15 protein-coding genes are annotated in these 19,319 nt (G+C 38.1%); 7 read left to right on the plus strand and 8 right to left on the minus strand.

Annotated elements, in window-relative coordinates; genetic code table 11:
- The first annotated feature begins 459 nt into the window (after positions 1 to 459).
- Positions 460 to 2,091: an inorganic phosphate transporter gene (locus tag RMA94_RS09195; RefSeq protein WP_161281807.1), complete on the plus strand. Its 1,632-nt coding sequence runs from the start codon at positions 460 to 462 to the stop codon at positions 2,089 to 2,091.
- A gap of 165 nt (positions 2,092 to 2,256) precedes the next feature.
- Positions 2,257 to 3,591, plus strand: a complete 1,335-nt coding sequence (locus RMA94_RS09200; protein WP_311082633.1) for a D-serine ammonia-lyase — start codon at positions 2,257 to 2,259, stop codon at positions 3,589 to 3,591.
- Between the two features lie 46 nt (positions 3,592 to 3,637).
- Here the strand turns inward: RMA94_RS09200 and RMA94_RS09205 are convergent, their stop codons facing one another.
- The 5 genes from RMA94_RS09205 to RMA94_RS09225 all read right to left on the minus strand — a co-directional run bounded on the left by RMA94_RS09205 (position 3,638) and on the right by RMA94_RS09225 (position 9,479).
- Positions 3,638 to 5,185, minus strand: a complete 1,548-nt coding sequence (locus RMA94_RS09205; RefSeq protein WP_311082634.1) for a hypothetical protein — start codon at positions 5,183 to 5,185, stop codon at positions 3,638 to 3,640.
- A gap of 554 nt (positions 5,186 to 5,739) precedes the next feature.
- Positions 5,740 to 5,904: a hypothetical protein gene (locus RMA94_RS09210; protein WP_000854552.1), complete on the minus strand. Its 165-nt coding sequence runs from the start codon at positions 5,902 to 5,904 to the stop codon at positions 5,740 to 5,742.
- A 109-nt stretch (positions 5,905 to 6,013) separates the two neighbouring features.
- The gene (locus RMA94_RS09215; RefSeq protein ID WP_311082637.1) at positions 6,014 to 7,018 is read right to left on the minus strand and encodes a formylglycine-generating enzyme family protein; all 1,005 of its coding nucleotides are present in this window, start codon (positions 7,016 to 7,018) and stop codon (positions 6,014 to 6,016) included.
- Positions 7,015 to 8,691: an arylsulfatase gene (locus RMA94_RS09220; RefSeq protein WP_311082639.1), complete on the minus strand. Its 1,677-nt coding sequence runs from the start codon at positions 8,689 to 8,691 to the stop codon at positions 7,015 to 7,017. Before RMA94_RS09220 ends, RMA94_RS09215 begins: the two co-directional genes overlap by 4 nt.
- Before the next feature lie 170 nt (positions 8,692 to 8,861).
- Positions 8,862 to 9,479: a rhomboid family intramembrane serine protease gene (locus RMA94_RS09225; protein ID WP_004793994.1), complete on the minus strand. Its 618-nt coding sequence runs from the start codon at positions 9,477 to 9,479 to the stop codon at positions 8,862 to 8,864.
- Between the two features lie 157 nt (positions 9,480 to 9,636).
- On the opposite strand from RMA94_RS09225, the gene nfuA reads away from it, so the two are divergent.
- Complete coding sequence (gene nfuA, locus RMA94_RS09230; RefSeq protein WP_151987195.1) at positions 9,637 to 10,275, plus strand: Fe-S biogenesis protein NfuA; 639 nt, start codon at positions 9,637 to 9,639, stop codon at positions 10,273 to 10,275.
- A 165-nt stretch (positions 10,276 to 10,440) separates the two neighbouring features.
- Entirely contained in the window at positions 10,441 to 12,480 is a 2,040-nt protein-coding gene (locus RMA94_RS09235) for a ligand-gated channel protein (protein ID WP_311082642.1), read from the plus strand.
- Between the two features lie 22 nt (positions 12,481 to 12,502).
- On the opposite strand, the gene RMA94_RS09240 is transcribed toward RMA94_RS09235, so the two are convergent.
- On the minus strand, positions 12,503 to 13,510 hold the full coding sequence (locus tag RMA94_RS09240) for a hypothetical protein (RefSeq protein ID WP_311082644.1): 1,008 nt from the start codon (positions 13,508 to 13,510) through the stop codon (positions 12,503 to 12,505).
- Positions 13,511 to 13,535: 25 nt separating this feature from the next.
- On the minus strand, positions 13,536 to 14,561 hold the full coding sequence (locus RMA94_RS09245) for an alpha/beta hydrolase (RefSeq protein ID WP_311082646.1): 1,026 nt from the start codon (positions 14,559 to 14,561) through the stop codon (positions 13,536 to 13,538).
- A 284-nt stretch (positions 14,562 to 14,845) separates the two neighbouring features.
- Here RMA94_RS09245 and RMA94_RS09250 point away from each other — a divergent pair, with 284 nt between their 5' ends.
- Positions 14,846 to 15,460, plus strand: coding sequence for a carbonic anhydrase (locus tag RMA94_RS09250; RefSeq protein WP_002117769.1), 615 nt, complete (start codon positions 14,846 to 14,848; stop codon positions 15,458 to 15,460).
- Positions 15,461 to 15,495: 35 nt separating this feature from the next.
- Here the strand turns inward: RMA94_RS09250 and RMA94_RS09255 are convergent, their stop codons facing one another.
- On the minus strand, positions 15,496 to 16,119 hold the full coding sequence (locus RMA94_RS09255) for an arylesterase (protein ID WP_005075467.1): 624 nt from the start codon (positions 16,117 to 16,119) through the stop codon (positions 15,496 to 15,498).
- A 44-nt stretch (positions 16,120 to 16,163) separates the two neighbouring features.
- Here RMA94_RS09255 and RMA94_RS09260 point away from each other — a divergent pair, with 44 nt between their 5' ends.
- Complete coding sequence (locus RMA94_RS09260) at positions 16,164 to 16,856, plus strand: ABC transporter ATP-binding protein (RefSeq protein ID WP_005070633.1); 693 nt, start codon at positions 16,164 to 16,166, stop codon at positions 16,854 to 16,856.
- A gap of 3 nt (positions 16,857 to 16,859) precedes the next feature.
- Positions 16,860 to 19,319, plus strand: coding sequence for an FtsX-like permease family protein (locus tag RMA94_RS09265; protein ID WP_311082651.1), 2,460 nt, complete (start codon positions 16,860 to 16,862; stop codon positions 19,317 to 19,319).

Consider the following 19,319-nt stretch of genomic DNA (forward strand, 5'->3'; position numbering starts at 1 on the left):
ACCCCGATCTTTTATATGAATTTAAAAATGCGGCGCTATTGTAACAGAATAGTTGCGCAATTGATGACCTATAACGACCCATCATTCACTGTAATAGATTCATTAAAAAACGGCTTTTATGACAAATGAAGACTGTTTTTTCATCAAATATTCATAAAATGATCATGATATTGAAATATTTCATCTCCAATATTCGATTTTATGACAGTTATGATGTTTAAAAAGTAGTCGTTTAAGTAATTTTTTAGATATTTTTGCTTCAAAAATAGTCATAAAATAGATGAGTGGGAATTTATGTAAATTATTGTATTTAAATAAAAAAATAAAAACCATAGAGGAAAGGTGCATCAAATGAGGTCAAAATGTGAAAAATTGACTTCATCAGGCGCCGCTTTGTCATATAATTGTCATAATTTAATTTAAGAATACAGAGGATTTTTTTATCCTCTTACCGTCTGCATGAATTCTAATCTACCCCCTGTTTCGGATTCAAAACTTGCGGCAAACCTGCAAGTCAAATCGACGAATGTACATGTCCCGACACCTAAATTTTTTATGCCGGTGTTTCTGACGATTATTGTTGCAACACTTATTTATATTGGATTTCAGGTGAGTGCGGATTTAGCGCATGTACCACCTTTGAGTCTTTATTCAGTTATTCTTTTATCAACTGCACTCTTGATTGCTTTAGGCTTTGAGTTTGTAAATGGCTTCCACGATACTGCAAATGCAGTGGCAACAGTGATTTACACCAATGCTTTACCAGCACCAGTTGCAGTCATGTGGGCTGGTTTTTGTAATTTCCTTGGGGTAATGGTTGCAAGCGGCGCAGTCGCTTACGGCATTATTGCATTGCTGCCTGTTGAACTGATCATGAATATGGGTAGCGGTGCAGGTTTCGCAATGGTTTTTGCATTGTTGCTCGCTGCAATTCTTTGGAATCTTGGTACATGGTTCTTAGGAATTCCTGCGTCTAGCTCTCATACTTTGATTGGTTCAATCTTGGGTGTGGGCATTATGAACCATCTATTGAGTGCATCGACTGGCGTAACGACCAGTGGTGTTGATATGGATCAGGTGATTAAAGTCGGTAAGGCATTATTATTTTCACCTTTAATTGGTTTCGCTTTTGCAGCGATTGTATTCTTGTTGGTTAAAACTATTTTTAAACGCCAAGTAGAATTATTCCAACCACCTGAAGGGAATAAACCACCACCAGCAATCATCCGTGCAATTTTGATCTTTACCTGTACAGGTGTAAGTTTTGCACATGGTTCTAATGACGGTCAAAAGGGTATGGGACTCATCATGCTGATTTTGGTTGGTCTGGTGCCATTGGCTTATTCATTAAATAAAAATCTTGATACACAACAAGTTCAATCATTCCATCAGCTTTCTTCTCAAACTGCCGTATTGTTGAAGCAAAATCAGCCAGAATTAACTGATGAAAAAGCACGTGTTATTCTGACTAAATATATTCAAACTAAACAGCAAACTCCAGAAGTCGTGCCTGCATTGGCAAGTATGACTGATCACTTGGGTGAGCGAGTTTCTAGCTATAACAACTTAAAAGATATTCCTGAAGCTGCAATTAGTGAAATTCGTAATGATATGTATTTAAGCACCACGACGTTTAAGCGTTTGGATAAAGCGGATGCTTTACCAAAAATGGATCAATCACAAGAAAAACTTGTGAAAGAATATCGTAGTAGCTTAGATTCATTCTTACAATACATTCCGACTTGGGTAAAAGTAGCTGTTGCTTTAGCACTTGGCCTAGGCACAATGGTTGGTTGGAAACGTATTGTTGTGACTGTAGGTGAGCGTATTGGTAAGCATCACATGACTTATGGTCAAGGGATGTCTGCTGAACTTGTTGCAATGAGTACAATTGCAGCTGCTGATGGTTTAGGTATGCCGGTTTCAACAACGCATGTTTTAAACAGTGCTGTTGCGGGTACGATGGTCGCGAATAAATCAGGTTTAAACTTTAATACTGTGAAGACAATTCTCTCTGCATGGGTATTTACTCTTCCTGCAACAATCTGCTTGTCAGGTGGTTTGTACTGGTTATTCTTACAGTTTGTATAAAAGCATTTAAAAAATTAAAGCCACTGTTCACAGTGGCTTTTTTATTTGTTTAGTTTTTAAAGTTGAGACTATTTTTCATGTACATTCATCTATAAATTAATAAGTTGTTATAGGTCATTAAACAGCTTTATAGGCTGGGCTTAAAATTTTATATCAGGATATATTATGAATGCGGTTCAAATAGATCAGCTAAAACAACAATTTCCACTTATTGAAACACTTCAAGCCTATCAAGAAGTATTTTGGTTTACACCTCATCGCTATCCTTTAAAAGAAGCTTTAGAAAAAGTTGGGCTAACCGCTAAGGACGTAAGTGAAGCAGAAGCAAGACTAGCGCGTTTCGCACCTTATTTGGCAAAAGTATTTCCTGAAACTCAAGCACAACATGGAAAAATTGAATCAGATATTGTTGAAATTGCTCATATGCAACAAGCACTTTCTTCTGCAAAACAAGTACAGCTTAACGGAACATTCTGGTTGAAAAAGGATAGTCATCTACCAATTTCAGGCTCTATCAAAGCACGTGGTGGCATTTATGAAGTGCTCACACATGCTGAAAAACTTGCCATGCAGGCAGGGTTACTCAAACCAGAAGATGATTATAGTAAATTAGATCAAGATTCATTTAGGGCATTCTTTTCTAAGTATCAAATTGCAGTAGGTTCTACAGGCAACCTTGGGCTTTCTATTGGCATTATGAGCGCCAAACTCGGCTTTAGAGTCACTGTTCATATGTCGGCTGATGCTAGACAGTGGAAAAAAGACAAACTACGTTCACTCGGCGTTAACGTTGTAGAATATGCTAGTGATTACGGCGTAGCTGTTGAAGAGGGACGAAAAGCCGCAGAGCAAGATCCACACTGCTTTTTCATTGATGATGAAAACTCAACAACATTATTTTTAGGTTATGCCGTTGCAGGAATACGCTTAAAACAGCAATTTGAGCAAAGCCAAATTAAAGTCGATGCTGAACACCCATTATTTGTTTATTTGCCATGTGGCGTCGGTGGTGGGCCTGGTGGGGTGAGTTTTGGACTAAAACTGGCTTTTGGTGAACATGTACATTGTATCTTTGCAGAACCAACACATTCACCATGTATGTTACTTGGTGTCCACACAGGTTTGCATGATCAGATTTCAGTCAATGACATTGGCATTGATAACGTTACTGCGGCAGACGGACTTGCGGTAGGGCGTGCTTCAGGTTTTGTCGGGCGTGCTATGCAACAGTTAATCGATGGCTACTACACCATTCATGATGAACGTTTATATGAGCTTATTGCGCTTTTAAATCAAACTGAGAATATTCAGCTTGAGCCTTCTGCGGTAGCAGGCATGATGGGGCCGTATTATGTTCATACGAGTCCTGATTACTTGGCTTTACACCAGTTAACAGCTGAGCAATTGCAGCAAGCAAATCATGTAATATGGGCTACCGGGGGTGGCATGGTGCCATCTGATGAAATGCAAAAATATCTATCGCACTTTCAAGATAAATAAAGACACTTTAGAAAAAGCCCAATTCTAAGATTGGGCTTTAATCACATTATTTTTTAGATGATTTTCTAAAAGGGAGTTTTTCGGTAGCAAAACCATAAATTGCGGCAAAAGGCAGGGCAGTTCGTGCTAAATAAGCGACACGCCATAAGCCACCGTGGTTGGCACCTTCCATCATAAGTTCAAGCGGATGGTCTAAGACAGTTTCAGGATTCGCGACAGAAGACTCATTTCTTAAGTCATGAATCCAGAGCGCCGCCATAATGGCATTGGTGGTTTCAGGGCTAAATGCTTCTACATCGAAAAGTTCTGCGCCATTAAAAGCTGCTTTCAATAATGGATTTTTAGTCACTGAATGAGTCGTTGTCGATGGTGCAATATTAATGCTGACACGTTGTCCTTGATGGCGGGCCAAAATAGCACGCCATTGTTGAATACGCTTTGCCAAAGCATAGTTTGGACCTTGTTCAACCACTAAGCAGTCGGCAATACCATAAGTTTTTCCATTTTCACATGTAACCAAGTCTTGATATGGCGCTTGAAAAAAACGATTGAGCGAAAGAGCAGAAACGCCTTTTACTGCCAATTTTTGCATTTTTCTGCGGGATTTAAATTTCTCTTGAGCAGCCTCTGCAACTTCTTTTGGTACTGCATAAACATCGGTTGGAGTACACATAAACATAAGGCTTGTATCAGGCTTATGCTCGCTCACAAATTGCATAATACTATCCATTGCCATGGAAACGCGGACATGCTTTTCACCATCTAAATAGGCGATTGCTGCCAAATCTAACTTTTGTGGAAACTGCACCAGCCACTGTGCTATTTCTGGTAATTGAGTCAGTAAATTTGCACCCAGCTTATCTTTTAACTCAGAAGCTTTTGCTGACGAATCAACGGCTTCAACACATGGTGCAATGAGTGTTGCATTCCCTTGTTGAACCGTATTTAAGATTTTGCCCCAGACTCGTGAGTTTGGTAAATCTACAGCAACAATATTTGCTTTCCATTTGGCTAACCAAGGCAGTGGTCCTGCTTCTGAGGCTGCACCAAACAGCACCATCGTACGGTCAGATAAATCGAACCATTCAGGATGAGCAATAGCTTCACGAAGTGCCTTTGCATGACTTGGCTCAATAATACCAGCCTCTTCCCAGCGTTGAATCTGGTCTAATAAGCTTTGTCCACTGAGCTTTTGTCCTTTATAAGGAACATACCACTCTGGTGCTGCCTCACTTTCACCTTTAAGTTTTACTGTATAAAGAGGAGTAGATGAAGCGATATGAACGGCATCTTTTAAAAGGTAGTGTTTACCATCACGATAATAATCAAAAATATGGTGAGCTTTATGCAACCCTTGCTTCGCAATAGTAATTGGGTTGTTGATATTAGAAATTCCTTGTTTAACAAGAGCTTTAAAATATAAAGGATAGTTTTTTCGCCAGTTTTTTTCATTCAACACTTGTTGTGCGGTTTTATTATCTACAATAGATAAGGCCTCTGACAAAATCTCTTGGCCTGTAAGAGATGTACTTTGTTTTTTTGTTGAGGCGTGTACCGGAAATTGTAGACCTTCGACTTGACTTGTGCTGGACATAAAATATCTCGTTTATACGACTGGGTTAATATACATGTGTATACATTATCTATGCCAATGAAAGGAAACGAGTGGCAATAACTGACAAAATAATATTGATTATTTATGTGATGAAACGTGAAAGAGAAAGTTATTATGATAAATTCATCTCATTTTGGCCTTAATTTTTTTCACATTTTTAGAACATTTTTATAGACTTACGTTACATAAATGTTTATTTTGTATTAAGCAAATACATCAGTATTAACCTGAAGGTAAAATGTTCAAAATGTATCAATAATAGAGATACAGAAATGATTAAAAACTAGACTTTTTTCTTAAGCGGTAAGAAAAGTCAAACGGAATAAGAAAGAATTGGGGTGAAACTAGATAGAAGACAACGTAAGATTGTCTTTTAAAAATCTTGGGGATATGGTGATTTTTTTACACCATAATTTTCTAGTTTCATCCCATCTATTTTTGGGCTGGAACCCTCCATTTAGTATTCAATTCATCACTTGATTGAAGCCTATTTCTTTAGAGTAACTTCAAAATTACTTTAAAAGAGGGTATTTCTAACAACGTCCTTTTTTAGCTTGTCCTGGTGGGCAAAAGCCTCCTGGATGTCCGTAATATGGTGAATCAGGGTCAATCACAATACTACCTTCAGGTGTATGGACCGCACAGGCTGATAGTGACATTGTGAAAATTGCTGCGGCACAAAGAAGTAAAGTTTTCATCTTGTTCTCACTTTTTTATCATTCTCACTTGTACTATAAAAACATTTTGATTATTTTTCGACCTGATTTTGGTTAAAAAATATCTTTAATCAGTCGAATTAAGTAGAAATTAAGGAGACCGTAAAATAGTCCGAAATCCAACATGTGTTGCAGCTAAATCAAAATCTTGTGGATAACGGCTACTGCTACGATAACGTGAACAATAATTTTGTGCACAAAGAAAAGATCCACCTTTAATTACATATTGAGTGCTGGTGATTTCTTGTTGACGTAAATCAGAATAATTTCCCATATGCTGGTCATGAGCACCTTGATAAGGAGAAGATGTCCATTCCCATACATTTCCAATCATATCAAATAGTTTGAATTTATTTGCCGCAAAACATCCAACGGGTGCAACACCTTTAAAGTGATCTTGATTTAGGTTTTGAAAAGGGAATTCGCCTTGCCAGTAATTGGCTTGCGGATGTTGATATTCATCAGTAGGGGCCTGATGTAAAGGGGTATCAGTTTTTGAATTGGCTTTAGCTGCATATTCCCATTCTAGTTCTGTTGGTAAATCACGTCCTAGCCACACTGCATAATGTTCAGCATCATTTTTACTTACATACCTTACAGGCTCATTAGGATTTGCTATAGCTCCAGTACCGCCGTTTGGCGTTTTCCATGTATACCCTGATTTTAGCTGCCACCATTGCTGTGGGTGATGAGGGTCTGGTGAGAAAACAGCAGCCTGTTTTTGTTTTTCGGCATCGGTAATATAGCCAGTTGCTTTTACAAAACTTGCAAACTGAGCGACCGTAACTTCAGTTTGGTCAATCCAAAATCCTTTGACTTCGCGCTGCTTTTTCCCAAAATTAAGTTCATCGGGATAGGCCTTTTCAGAACCAAAGTTAAAATTTCCATCGGCAATTAAAATCATTCCTGCTGTAGGCTGTTTGAGCCAACCCTGAGGCAGACCACTATAGTTTTGACATTTTTCAATAGACCCTAAATCAGCTAAAGAGGTTTGCTGTTGCGTCGAAGACCTGGATTCAGAAACTTTTGAAGATTGGCTACAGCCCGTCATAATAGACAGGCTGATTGCGGTAACTAAAAATGGCTTCAATTTCATTTGGCGTTATATTCCTGCACACCATTTTTTTCAGTATATTTTTGATAGACCGATAAAAGTTCTTGAACTTTTGCAGGATAAAGCTGAGCAACGTTTTGTCTTTCACCGCGATCTAATTTAATGTTGTATAGCTCCCAAGTCCCTGTGCCTAATTCAGGTCGTCCTTGAAGTGCGATTTTCCATTCACCTTGTTTTGCATATTTGCTGCCATGTAACTCATCGGCAAAGCTAAAATTTGCAGGACGAATAGTATCGGTTTTGTTTTCAAGCAAAGGTTTCCATGAAATCCCAGATGGTGTATTAATGGCTCGGCCATTATATTGGCCTTGAGGTACTGGAATATGAGCATATTCTAGTAAGGTAGGGAAAACATCGAGTACAGATGCAAAGCTATGATTGGTTGCTTCTGCTTTTTTCTGATTTGGTAATTTCACAATAGCAGGGGCAGTTGTTGCGCCTTCGCCCGCCGTATCTTTCCATAAGTGGAAAGGCGCCGCACTGACCTCGGCCCAACGTGGCCCAATATAGTGATATGAAGTAGGTGTACCCACATTTGCTACTGAGTTATCAAAACCAGATTCACTGCCATATCCGCCACGTACAAAACCTTCTGCACCATTGTCTGAAACAAAGAAAATTAAAGTATTGTCATAAAGATTATTTTGTTTGAGATATTGAATAATGCGGCCGACATTGGCATCAAGATTTTCTACCATGCCTGCATAGATTTCCATTTTACGAGCTTCTAATGCCTTTTGTTCGGCTGTTAACTCATCCCATTTTCCATATTTTTGTGGGGCATTTTGTGTTGCAATTGGTTCTGCTGCCTCAAAGTTTGCAGGGATAATTCCAAGCTGTTTTTGCTTAGCAATACGTGCGTTACGAATAGCATCGTAACCGACATCATAAACTCCGCGATATTTTTCACGGTATTCAGCAGGTGCTTGAATTGGCCAGTGAGGCGCCGTATAGGCAGCATAAGCAAAGAATGGTTTTCCACTATTTTTGCCTGATTCTAAGTAGCTGAGTAATTTATCGGTAAAATAATTTGTCGAGAAAAAGTCATCAGGCAAAGCTGAAACAGGAATAATTTGGCCATCTTCTGTATAAGTTGAATTTCGTTTAAACGCACTTGGCGCTTGCTTAAAGTGGTGATCTAAACCTTGTAATAAAGTAAATGAATGATCAAAACCTTTTGCATGTGCATTGGTTTCAGGGGTTAACCCTAAATGCCATTTACCGCTGATGTACGTGCGGTAACCATTATCTTTAAGTACTTGAGCGATAGATAGAGAACGTTCATTTAAATATCCCTCGTAGCCTGGTTGTCCTTTTAAATGTTCCGGTGTGAGTTCAGCCATTGCCCCAATACCAGCTAAATGATGATCAGTACCAGAAATGAGCTGAGAGCGTGTTGGAGAGCAGGTCGGGGCAGTATGATAATCCGTTAAAAGGCGGCCTTCTTGAGCCAAACTATCAATATTAGGGGTGTGAATTTCACCACCAAAAGCCCCTAAATCTGAATAGCCTAAGTCATCAGCCATAATAAATAAGATATTCGGTTGCTTAGGTGTGGTTGCTACATTTTCTTGATTATCGTTGTCATTACATCCAGCTAAAGATAAGCTAAATAAAGCAATGGAAAGGCTAGATAAAATTGCTTTGTACGTCATTGTATCATCTGAATTATTAAAAGAATTGGCACGAGTTTAATCAGATGGTTTTTGCAATCAAAACAAAGAAATGATCAAAGATAATCAGAAAAAAGACTGAGAATTTATAGTGATAAATTAATGAGAAAAAAAGAAAAGCCCACAAGGAGCCTTTCTTTAATTTATTTTGTTTAGAAAGGAAGGCGAGTTAGTTGGTCTAAGAAATGCGGAATAACTTTTGGTTCAAGTAAAATTGTTACGATGATTCCGTAAGCTGCACCCCATAAATGAGCACTATGGTTAATATGGGTATTACCACGCTTACCAGCCCAAATACTGTAGGCCACATATAAAATTGCAAAAATAATAGCGGGTACAGGAATGAAAAATACGAAAATTAGCTTCCACGGTTGGAATAGGATATAAGCAAATAACACTGCTGAAACAGCACCTGAGGCGCCTAGGCTGGCCCAATTCGCATCATTTTTATGTTGTAAATAGCTTGGTAAAATCGCGAAGATTAAGCCACCTAAATAGAACAACACAAAACCCATGTCGTAGAAATATTGGCGATAAAAACTTTCAATAATACTGCCAAAGAAGAACAGGGTAATCATGTTGAAAAGTAGGTGTGTTCCATCGGCATGGATAAAGCCATGGGTAATGAAGCGATCAATCTGTCCACGTTGCATTGCAGGCGGCCAAAAAATCAGCCGGTTCATCACGTTTTGGTTGCTAAAAGCAATTAAAGAGATAATGACCGTAATAATAATAAGAGTAACTGTATGGTTAAATGGCAAATGCAACATAAGAAATATTTAAAAAATGATCAATACTGGCTCAATAATGCCATTAAAAACTTAAGTTGAAACCCTGTTGTGTATAAATCCGACAAATTTAGTTGATTTTTTTTAAATCCACCTCATCTTCGGTTAATATAAAGGCATCAGCTTGAGGAATATTGTTATGTCGACTGAGAACACCAACACTGCTGTTGCAGAAGAAATTCCAAACCTTTTGATTACACCATCTGCACAAGAGTATTTGCACGATTTATTAACGAAGCAAAATACTCCGGGAATTGGCGTTCGAATTTTTGTTGAGCATCCAGGTACGCCACGTGCCGAATGTTGTATGGCATATAGTGCGCCAGAAGAAGTGATCCCAACAGATTATAAACAGGACTATCCTGATTTTCCTGCGTATATTGATGCACCATCTATTCCATATCTTTTAGATGCTGTAATCGATTACAACAAGGACCGTTTTGGTGGTCAGCTCACTTTCCGTGCACCAAATTCTAAGGTTCCACGTGTTGGTCCAGATGCATCAATTGAAGAACGTATTACTTACATTCTTCAAGCAGAAATTAACCCAGGTCTTGCAGGGCATGGCGGAAATTGTAGCTTGGTAGAAGTACAAGATGATCCAGAACATGGTTTAACTGCTGTATTGAAATTCGGTGGTGGTTGCCAAGGCTGTTCTGCAATTGACGTTACCTTGAAACAGGGCGTTGAAACTACTTTAAGAGAGCAGATTCCTGAGCTTCAACGTGTGGTTGACCAAACTGACCATACGCAAGCAGAAGGTGCTTATTTCAAATAATTAAATTATTTGAAAAGTGACATAAAAAAGCCTCGCAATGAGGCTTTTTTATGGTCTTGCAATTGAAAATAATTATCAATATTATTTATTTTTTTATTTAAATTTGTTACTTTTGTTTAAGTAAAACTTAATATTTATTCATAATTTAATATCTTGGAGTAGGGTATGACGAAAAGTATTTTCCAATCTGTATTATCAATTTCGGTACTTACAGTAATGTTTCCTGCGGCTTATGCCGCTGAAAGTGAAAATATTTTAGTTGATTCTTCCATAAAAAATGAAAAAGAAAGCGAAGTTACTCAACTTGAAAAAATTGTCGTGACAGCAAGTGGTTTTGAACAAAATATAAAAAAAGCAGCAGCTTCGATTTCGATTTTAACTCAAGAAGAAATTAATAAAAAAGCATATCGTGATGTAACTGATGCACTTAAAGATGTTCCTGGTGTAGTTGTTACAGGTGGTGGAAGCTCATCTGATATCAGTATTCGTGGGATGGGAAGTGCATATACCGTTATTATGGTTGATGGTAAAAAAGTAAATACACGTTCTGTGCGACCAAATAGTGATAATTCAGGTATTGAGCAAGGTTGGTTACCGGGAATCGAAAGTATCGAACGTATTGAGGTTATTCGTGGTCCAATGTCGGGTCTATATGGTTCGGATGCGATGGGTGGTGTGATTAATATCATTACTAAAAAAGTTGCAGATGTTTGGAACAGTTCTGTTAAGTTAGATACAACAATTCAAGAAAATAATAAATCTGGAAATCTTTACCAAGCCAATACTTATGTGTCGGGACCTTTAATTAAGAATTTACTTGGTTTAAAAGCCAGTGGCACATTTTCACAAAGAGATGAAGATGAAATTATTGGTGGTTATAACAAACAAAAAATTCGGGCGGGAGGGGCTACTTTAAGCTTAACTCCTAATGATCAATATACCATCGAGCTTGAATACCAGCGTTCTATCCAAAATCGTAATGCCACAATAGGTAAAACAGTTTCACCTATTCAAACTGGTCGCAACCCACCAGTAGATTCATTAACAGACTATTACCGTACAGAATATAGTTTAACGCACCGTGGGGACATTGGTCCTGTAAAGACTCATTCTTATATTCAACGCGAAGAAAATAAGAACCCGTCTAGAAATATGGAAGCTGTAAATACGACATTTAACACGCTTAACCAGATCACACTCGCAAATCATGCGCTTAGCGTGGGCGGAAGTTATCTAAAAGAAGAATTAGATGATTTAGGTAACCAATTAAAAGTGGGTGGCTCACAACCTGTTTCTAATTTAGATCGTTATAGCTGGGCATTATTTGCAGAAGATGCATGGAATATTATTGATCCTTTCACTTTAACAATGTCATTACGGATGGATCAGGACGAAAAATTTGGAGATCATTTCAGTCCTAAGCTATACGGGGTATGGATCTTGAATGATAACTGGATTATTAAAGGCGGTGTATCAACAGGCTATAAAACACCTGCATTAAGAGCGACTGTAGCAGAATGGGGGCAAGCTACGGGTGGAGGACGTTCGGCAGGAGTAATTGTTGGTAATCCAAATTTAAAACCAGAAAAAAGTACCAACTATGAGTTGTCATTTTCTTGGGACAATTTAGATAACTTGAATGCTGGCTTAACGATCTTTAATAGTGAATTTAAAGATAAAATTACAGAAGTTAGAACATGTTCCGGAGATGCAGGTACTTATAATTGCGATTGGTTAGGTACAAAATTTGATTTTGTCAGTCAACGCACAAATGTGGATAAAGCTAATATGAGAGGAGTTGAAGCGACGTTTGGTTGGCTCATTTCACCTGACTTAAAGCTAAATGCCAATTATACCTATACAGATACAGAGCAAAAAAGTGGTCAATTTAAGGGTCAGCCTTTAAATGAGATGCCGGAACATATGTTTAATACCACTTTAGATTGGCAAGTTAATGACTTGGTAAATATGTGGAGCCGTTTGAATTTTCGTAGCAAAACTTCTGAATATTTAAGTCGTACGTCAATGGCTGAAGGGAAGCCTGCTTATGGACTAGTTGATGTTGGTATGAACTATAAACCAACTGACAAAATCCAAGTTGCGGCTGGTATTTACAACTTATTTGATAAAGATATTGACGTAGCAACTTATAGTTATGTTTTAGATGGGCGTCGTTATAATTTAGGAATCATTTATAAATTCTAAGTGGTTAAATAACAAAGGCGCTCTAAGCGCCTTTGTTATTTAAAATATTTAATGTTTTTTCAGAATAATAAAATTTTTCTAGGTAAACACGGGCACGACGTCTTAAATGTCCTGTTGTAATTAATTGCTGTAATACAGGCACAAGTAGCTTGGTCAGTTCATGTTGCACTAAGCTTTCATCAATATTGAGGTCACGGAGCAATAAATCAAAACTACGCTCTTGATTACGTACATACCAAGTATAGATACCATCATGTACTTGTTGTTTTAGATAATCAGTTTGACAAATGTGGTCCCAGATTTCATGCCCTAAACCAACCGTTTTTGATAAGTCTTGAGTTTCTACATAATTTTTTAAAACAGAAAGTGGCATAGTTTTAACTTTATGCCAAACATTTGCCTGAAAATGGTAGAGCTTATCATTGTCAAAATGTTGGTTTAAAACACGCTCACTCATTTGGCTGAGTTTTAAAATATTCTTTTGCAAATAATGATTAATCGTATCGTCCAGATTTGAATCGGTTACTGTTTCTAAAACAGATTTCCCCATTTTCATAAAACGACCTACACCTGGTACACGCTTTGACATTGATTCATCTAAATAATCATGCATTGTTTGCTGAATCAGTTGCGTGAGCAGGGCCGAAAAAGCAGGGTTATTTACAATTGTTTTAATCAGTTTTTTACGGTGCTCTTCTTTACTTGCAACGTATTGTGCAATTCGGTCAATCGTTAAAACAGGAATAACATCTTCAACAGTTGCGGTTTCATTTGCAGGATGAATCAATGCAAAGCGAATATGCTCAGCAATTTGTTCAATCAGGAAATCAGAAGCAGGCGTATCTAAAATCTGCTTTTGAATGAGCTGTTGAATTTGTTCAAAAGTCCACAGATGTTGTAATTGCCGACTCCCCAACCAATGATAAAATTGCTCAAACTCTTGCTGGATCACCTGAGCCTGAGCAAATTGCTCATCTAAAAAATCTAGATGAGCTTCAATAAGTTTTTCAATAAGTGGTTGGGTAGACATAAGGTCTCACAAGTCCGAAGTTTTATTAAGGTGTGGTCGTTTTTGACGACTGATTTGTTTCTACTTTAAGTAAAAACGGTAGATATTGTTGCATAACCAACTGTTCAGCTTCCAATATTGGCATATGACCTACATTTTCTAAAATAACTGGAGGCTGAGCATTCTTTAAAAGTCGTTTTAGTTCACTTGCTACTTCGACATTAATAATCTTATCTTGTTTGCCCCATAGAATGAGCGTCGGTGCATCAATCGTTTTGGTAAGTACCGCAAATGAATCTGGTGTATAGACTTTATTAAGTGCAATCAATTGATCAACCAGTTTTTGTGTTTGAGGTGCCTGCTCAATCATCAACTTTTCTTGAGCTTGAAGAAACTCTTTAGGAATAAATGGAGGATTAAACATGGTTTGTTTTAATAAATAATTAAAGTCACCTTTTTTAGACACTAACAGTTGTTTGAGGTAAGCAGGATCTTTTAAATAAATTGTATTGGCTGAGCGAAAAATACCGCCGCTATCTACTAAAAATAAACTTTTGGTTTCAAATGGATACTGTCCAGCATAGAGTAGGGCAATAGATCCGCCGAGTGAGTGCCCAGCAATATGAATTGGACCTTTTAAATTTGCAGCCTCAACAAAGCGACGTAATTTTTCAGCAAGATTTGGTACCGAATAATCGAAGTCTTGGGAAACGATAGTTTCACCACTACCAGGTAAATCAGGAATAATGACATGATAATTTGTGGTGAGATAACGAGCCACTCGGTTCCAGTTATCACGGCTACCCGCTAAACCATGAATAAGGAGTAAAGTCGGTTTTGTTGTAGAGCCGCCTTCGCTATATGACCAAGTCACATCACCGACTTTTAAACTTTTGCTTTGTAGGCCTGCCCAGCTACGTTCTTGCTGTAATACATTCTGGAATGTCACATCAATATTATCTGCTGCCTGTGTTTGAGAAATACTCATCACTGACAATACGCTACAAGCCAAAGTCAGGGCGGTAGCAGTTTTTTTCATAGAGGCCATAATTGATGTGGACAGCCTTGTCATAGATTTCATCCTTGAAGCTTAAGCGAGTTTGAAAAATTATTGAAAAACTTTGCCAATGAGTCATTTGCCAAATGTTTAGAATGAAGAAAATTATAGTCAATCCGAGAACCAAAGTATGTCTATTTTTTCACTAAACAGTAGCGAATATGCAGTGAGCTCTACATTAAAGCAGGTTAAGTATTTTTAAATTTTTTCATAGAAAAGGATTTATTTTTTGTCAGTGACATTCAAATTTTGACACATTAAAATGATTTCCAACCTTGAAAAAACAATGGAAATATAAAATGCCTACTGCGCAAGAAGTTTTAGATCGTCTGAAAGCCGGTAATCAACGATTTGTAAATGGAAATACTTCCCTTGCAAAAACCTTATCTCATCAAGAACGCGCTGAAATGGCAAAGGATCAAAATCCGTTTGCAATTGTACTTGGCTGCTCAGATTCTCGTGTTCCAGCAGAGATGGTATTTGACCAAGGTCTTGGTGACTTATTCGTAATCCGTGTAGCTGGTAATGTGGTTGCACCTTCGCAAGTCGGTAGTGTTGAGTTCGCAGCAGAGCGTTATGACTGCCCAGTTGTAGTTGTATTAGGACACAGCCATTGTGGTGCGATTCAAGCAACAATTGATACGTTAATGAATCCTGATCACCCGCCATCATCTAACCTAATGTCGATTGTGAACCGCGTTCGTCCATCAGTTGAAATTTTAATGCAGACTGACTTAAAAAATGATTTGAAAAAATTATCATGTCATGCGGTACGTTCAAACGTTTTTGCTTCTGTAAATCAATTACGCCATGGTTCAGCGGTGTTAGAGAGCCTGATTGCAAAAGGTGAATTAATTGTTGTTGGTGCAGAATATTCACTCGAAACAGGTGAAGTTACTTTTTTTGATTTCTGATTATATTAAAAAGAATGCTTAAAGATAAAAGGTGCCTATAGGGCACCTTTTATATATGGGTAAGCTAAATTAAGTAGTTTTGACTGCGCTTGAGCATTGGGATGAATCAAATCATTTTGCATAAGCTGTTTTTGACCAGCAACACCATCTAGAAAAAACGGTAGTAGTTTCACCTGATATTTTTGACTTACAACTTTATAATTATTTTCAAAAGCTTTGCTATACGCAGCCCCATAATTTGGCGGAATCTTCATGCCAAAAAGAATAACTTTGGCTTTTTGTTTCTGGCTTAATTGAATGAGCTGATCCAGATTTTTTTGAATCATTTGAGGCGGTTGACCACGCAAGCCATCATTCCCGCCTAATTCAATCACGACCACATTCGGCTTATAGGTCTGTAATAACTTAGGTAATCGAGCTAAAGCACCGCTAGTCGTTTCTCCACTAACACTTGCATTGACCACTTTGTGTTGTTTGGGATACTGTTGGTCTAAACGTTTTTGCAGTAATTGTACCCAACCTTGTTTGGGATCAATTCCGTAACCGGCACTAATACTATCTCCTAAAATTAAAATAGTTTTCGCCGATACAAGCATGGGCAGCATACTTAATGAGATGAGCATGATGCTTTTAGAACCAATCAAAAAAGATTTATACATTTGTACTTCGACCCTGATTCTGAATACATAGGACTTTTCACATCATGCCACAACCCATCATTGCTGCCCATCAAGTTACACAAACTATTCAGATTAACCAAAATCAGTTTACGATTTTAAAAGATATTGATTTAGAGATTTTTGAAGGGGAACAGGTAGCAATTACGGGACGTTCCGGCTCAGGTAAATCAACCTTACTAGGAATTTTGGCGACTTTAGATCAACCGTCTGAAGGAGAAGTCTGGTTGTGTGGTCAAGCTGTTCATCAGTTAACAGAGGAACAACGTGCCCAAATCAGAATGCAGCATATTGGTTTTGTATTTCAGTCTTTTCAACTTCTGCCTCAGTTGAGTGCGCTTGAAAATGTGATGTTACCTTTACGATTACGTAAAGACTTTGATTATAAAACAGCGGAGAAAAAAGCTTTAGATTGGTTGCATCGAGTAGGGCTGAGTCGTCAAGTTGAACAAACGCCTAAAGTCTTATCTGGTGGCGAGCAGCAGCGTGTAGCCATTGCACGCGCTCTTATTGCAGAACCACAAATTATTTTTGCGGATGAACCGACTGGAAACCTAGATGGTCAGACAGCACAAGAAATTGAAAGCTTGCTCTTTGATTTAAACCGAGAGTTAGGTACGACTCTGATTTTAGTCACCCATGATCGTAATTTAGCATCCCTTTGTCAGCGTCATGTTGAGTTAGATGATGGCCGACTAAAGACAGTACAGGGTGGTTAAACTATGCGTAATCTTCTCAAACCACTTTTGCTACAAAGTTTTCGTACGGGTGGATTATATCTACTCATTATTGCTCTATCGCTTGCGATCAGTGCAACAACTGCCCTGAAATTTAGTAACGACCAAGTTAAAAATGCAGTCAGTCTGCAAGCTTCACAAATGCTGGGTGCGGATTTGGTTCTGTCGAATAACGAGCCTATCGAACAGCAGTGGAAAAAGAAAGCTGAGCAGCTTAGTTTAAAGCAAACTAATGTCACTATATTTAGCTCGATGGCTCATACCCAAGATCAGTTTGTCATGGTGAATGTAAAGGCAATTGAGCCTTTATTTCCACTCAGAGGACAGTTGGAAATTGAACCAAGTGATAAAGCGATTCAATCTGGTGAAGTTTGGCTAAGTCAAAGAGCAGCCGATTTACTTAAAGTAAGGCTAGGAGATACTGTTTCTATTGCTGATGGTACCTTCCGTTTTAGTGGCGTGATTGTGCGTGATTCAAATCAGGAACTCGGTTTTTCGGGCTTTTCGCCAACCGTTATTATTCATCAAGCCGATATTGCTAAGACTCATGCGATTCAGATAGGGAGCAGAATTGACTATCGTTTATTAATGGCAGGTAGCTCTGAACAGGTTCAGTCATTTTCAAAGCAATTTAAGCAACAGCATCAACCTTCTAAAGATGTAGATGAAACGGCTGGCTTGCGTTTACGTGATGCAAGTGAATCGAACAGTAGGTTATTACGTCCGCTTGAAAATTTAGATACCTTTTTGCAATTGGCCAATATTTTAACGATTTTATTGTGTGGTATTGCCATCGCTTTAACGAGTCAAAGATATGTTCAACAAAACCAAGATCACATTGCACTTATTAGATGCTTAGGCGCCAGTAAGTTCCAAATCTTGTGGGCATATATTGGATTGCTTTGTATTGTCAGTGCGATTTCAATTGTGCTAGGAAGCCTATTAGGTTTAATCATGGGGTTTGGTCTGCTGCAACTTATGCTGCAATTGATCCCTCAATTAGAGTTAAGTTTTTCGGTTGTACCTCTTTTAATCGGGCCTTTACCAATTGCGATTTTTACCAGCGTGATTGTGCTGCTTGGTTTTATTTTGCCAAGCATTTGGGAGCTTTTAAATACACCTCCAATTCGTGTTATTCGGGAGCAAGCCAAATCTCGCAAATCTTTATTCTTCATGTTTTTTGCAGGAATCACTAGCCTAGTTGTTTTTAGTTTGGTGTTGAGTGAAAACTTAATGCTCAGCATTCTGGTTTTAGCAGCAATTATTGTTCTTTGTATTTTGCTTTACACTGTTGTTTGGCTATTGCTTCGCAGTTTAAAAAAGCTGAAAAATCGTTTGTCTTTTTATATTCGTTCGCCATCGCAAAGCGCCTTACAAATTACTGCATTGGCTTTAGGATTAAGCCTCATTACAGTACTCAGCGTATTAAGAACAGATTTATTAGAGCGTTGGCAACAACAACTTCCGGAAGGAACACCGAATCAATTTGTTTATGGATTGCCTCCATTTGATTTAAAAGCCTTTGAGCAACAGTTAAAGCAACATGGTTGGCAAAGCACCCCGTTATACCCCAATATTCGTGGCCGATTACTAGCTAAAAATGATGTACCTTTTTCAGAAGAGGCTATAAAGCAAAATAATTCTTTACGCCGTGAACTGAATTTGACTCAATCAGATTTACTACCAAATGACAATGTCATTACAAATGGTCAAGCCCAGTTTAATGGCATAGGACAAGTTTCAGTCGAAAGTAAAACTGCCGAAAGTTTGGGAATCCAAATTGGAGACAAGCTTACCTTTAGCCTGCCTGAAGGTACACTACAAGCCAAAGTTGTGAATTTCCGGAGTGTCGAGTGGGAAAGTTTTAGCCCTAACTTTTTCTTTATTTTTTCACCTAAAACCTTAGACGAAAATGCTGGAAGTTATTTAGGTAGTTTCTATGTGCCTAAGCAAGATCAACCTAAAATGATCACTATTATTCAGCAGTTCTCAAATACAGTATTTATTGATGTTGACCGGATTTTAGATGAAGTAAAACGCTTAATGAATGTTTTGGTCAAAATAGTAACTGTACTGGCAGCGTTAGTCGGTTTTTCTGGAATATTGGTACTGATTGCATGTTTAAACCTGTTAATGGACGAGCGACGCCGTGAGGTTGCTTTACTGCGCTCATTTGGTTTATCTAAAAATAAAATGAAGCAAATGCTCAGTTTTGAGATTGGTTTCTTAGGTCTGCTAGCAGGCATAGTTGCCTGCTGTTTTGCAGAAGTGATTAGTGCGATCGCAAGCTATAAAATGAATATGGCAATACAGTGGCATATTGAAATATGGCTGATTTTACCAATTGGCATGATGCTGGTTTGTGCGCTGATTGGTCGTTATCGACTAGGCTATCTCTGTAATTTGCCACCTTTACAAAGTTTAAGAGAATTAAACCAATTGTAG

Source organism: Acinetobacter sp. V115_6 (assembly GCF_031799025.1).
In the GTDB taxonomy this organism is placed as follows: Bacteria; Pseudomonadota; Gammaproteobacteria; order Pseudomonadales; family Moraxellaceae; genus Acinetobacter; species Acinetobacter pittii.